General features: G+C 38.1%; 2 protein-coding genes. One reads left to right on the forward strand and one right to left on the reverse strand.

All coding sequences use genetic code 11. From position 1 onward, the window contains the following. Positions 1-738 precede the first annotated feature (738 nt). Positions 739-1,167, reverse strand: a complete 429-nt coding sequence (locus D5R40_RS31765; RefSeq protein ID WP_124146539.1) for a hypothetical protein — start codon at positions 1,165-1,167, stop codon at positions 739-741. Positions 1,168-1,840: 673 nt separating this feature from the next. Here D5R40_RS31765 and D5R40_RS31770 point away from each other — a divergent pair. Next, a complete protein-coding gene (locus D5R40_RS31770) occupies positions 1,841-2,635 on the forward strand; it encodes a Uma2 family endonuclease (RefSeq protein ID WP_124155797.1) in 795 nt (264 codons plus the stop codon). Positions 2,636-2,802 lie beyond the last annotated feature (167 nt).

Here is a 2,802-nt window from a genome sequence, read left to right on the forward strand (position 1 = left end):
CATTAAAGATGCGCGACGATCGCTTCATGTTCACTGCGGCTGGACTCTGGAATTTCTACTTAATGGCAGGATAATTTAATCAGTGAAAACCAGAATTTTCCCATTTCACTTTAAGGTTTTATTTCGCGACAAGTCTAATGTCTTGGGGTTGCCATTTGAAGCGATCGACTACGGTGGCGATTTGTCTTTCTAATTCTGGGCGTAAGTCTTCCAATTTTATACCCTCGACTTCTAGATCTGTACTTGCTTCCCAAGCATCGGCAAAAATCTCTAAAACTTTTTTTCCTTGCTCACGGGTAATAGGGATATCCTTATTAGTGGGATAGGTTCTTAGAATTCAGGAGGCAAAATTTCACACCAACTCGCCTCCTGACTACTTGCTTTTAACCTCTGAGAACAAAATCTTCTAGTTCTAATAATGGACTATTGAGCAAAGTGGCAAATTGAGCACCACTACCAAAACCTGTCTCACTACCATTGGAGTTATAGAACAAATTACCATTATCACTGTTATAAACAATTACTGCATTAGAAGTTTCTGCAAATTCGTCATCATTAACTACAGCAAATTCATCAGTAATGCTGAACCCTGTTCCTGGTTCGCTATTGATAGCAGTGAAGGTTGTGATATCCAGAATAATAATATCTCCTGGTGTTTGGGAAAAATCAGTAATTTGGTCTATACCAACATCCTCTAGGTAAAATGGTTCATTGGTGTTAAAGATAAAGCGGTCTATACTACCTCCCCCTGTTAGTATATCGTTTCCTGGTCCACCGTTTAGCGGAAAGCAATATTCCTGCTTCTTGAGACACTGTAGACAAAGTAGTGTTCAAGATAGGACTCGTCTCCACCCCTTCCAAAGAACGAAGATGCAGATTATCTAAAAAATCTACAGACAGAGGATCTGGATCTATGAGCATTAACATCCCATCTTCCCTCAAGCCAATGAAACTGTCTGAATTAGGTAACTCTGCAAACTTAGCAGTCAAACTACCTCCTTCGCCTATCGAAACCGTATCAAGAAGTGAACCATTTGCATCAAACTTTTTAACGGAATAAACTGGGTTGATAAAATTCAAATCAAAATCCGAAACAAATATATTATTCTGATCGTCAACGAAAACCCCTCTTGATGTGCTGAGATCATCAATGATAGTGGTAGCCATGATGGACTCCTCCAAAAAATCATTAAATACATCTATTACAAAACAGAGTTTTAAAATGCTGTAATCAAGTTATAAAAAGGGTTTCAGATGAATTGAAACATTTGACTCATCCTAAATATCGGCAAAATAGGGGTCGAAGTTTCCTCCTCGAGCATCAACCTGGTTATCTCGGTCAATAGATCCTGTCATCTTTCCACCCCTTTAAGCTTGATTAAATTTGCTCCGTTTCACTGGATTTATCTCAGGTCTTGAGGAATTTCTTGAATGCCAAATTCTTACTTAAGTGCAATTACAGGAGTAGTTCTAGATAAAACTTAACTTCAATTAATATTTCTCAAAATTACTGTCTTTTTCAAAAAGACTCTCACCCCTGCTCCTTCCTCCTAGCCCAAGCTAATTCGTGAATTGGAGCCTTACAGTTACTTGTTCTCTGGATACAAGTATTTCTGCTTATAAATATATATGATCTGACATCAATTCTAACTATAGGATTAACAATTATTAACAAATTTAGCAGTCAATGTTTAGATAAATAAACTTTGGGTAGTCCTATATATGTAGGGAAAATTTTAATATTTCACTACATATTTCCTCCCTTCTGGGGCAGTAGGGGGGATATCATTTTGCCATGCTATAATCCCAATCATACCTATTAGTTGTAAGGTTAAGCTCAATGGTTTTAACAGCCCAAGAATTAGAGGCAATAATGCCAGATGCTACTCAACTAGAAAGCGACGAACCCGAAATGGAAAGCTCTCAACACTATACCCAACTAATGTTGCTAGTTATTTGTCTGGAATGGTTGTGGCGCAATAGAAACGATTACTTTATTGGTGCAAGATTGAGTATTTATTACAGTCGCCAGCAGCTAAAAGCTCGCGACTTTCACGGTCCGGACTTTTTCTTAGTCAAGCAAACCCAGAAACAACCTCGAAATTCCTGGGTAGTATGGGAGGAAAACGGTAAATATCCTAACTTAATTATTGAGTTACTATCAGACTCTACCGCTAGAGTCGATCGCAACTTAAAAAAGCAGTTATATCAAGACAACTTCCGCACCCCAGAGTATTTTTGGTTCGACCCCGAAACTATGGAATTTATGGGATTTCGCTTACAACAAAATCGCTATGAAGAAATTCAACCGAACCAGGAAGGTTGGCGTTGGAGCCAAGAATTAGAATTATATTTAGGAGTAGATGGAGGTGAACTGCGTTACTTCACTGCCAAAGGTGAACGAGTGCCAACTCCCCAGGAGTCAGCGATACAAGCTCAATTACAAGTTCAACAAGCTCAAAATGCTTTTGCCGATGGTCAACAAGTTGGAGAACAAACAGGCCAACAGAAGGCCAAACAAGAAGCAGTCCCTCGATTGCTTAAATTAGGATTGAGTTTAGAGGCAATTGCTGAATCTTTAGACTTGCCTTTATCGGTTGTTCAACAAATAGCTAATTCTGCTAATAACAATTAGATAACTGAAGAGATTCAGACTAACTTGGCTACAGAATATTTTTGATAAATAATTCAATTTTATCTGTAGTTATTGGACTTTGGACAAAAAGTAACTAACAGTTAGCGTAATAATTACGCTAATCAAACAGGATAATACCGCTCTATCTCCAGTGAATTTAATCACTG

The organism is Okeania hirsuta (assembly GCF_003838195.1).
GTDB classification, from domain to species: domain Bacteria; phylum Cyanobacteriota; class Cyanobacteriia; order Cyanobacteriales; family Microcoleaceae; genus Okeania; species Okeania hirsuta.

Coding starts and splice junctions, on each gene's coding strand:
- D5R40_RS31765 (WP_124146539.1), bottom strand. CDS start 1,167: ATGGCTACCACTATCATTGATGATCTCAGCACATCAAGAGGGGTTTTC.
- D5R40_RS31770 (WP_124155797.1), top strand. CDS start 1,841: ATGGTTTTAACAGCCCAAGAATTAGAGGCAATAATGCCAGATGCTACT.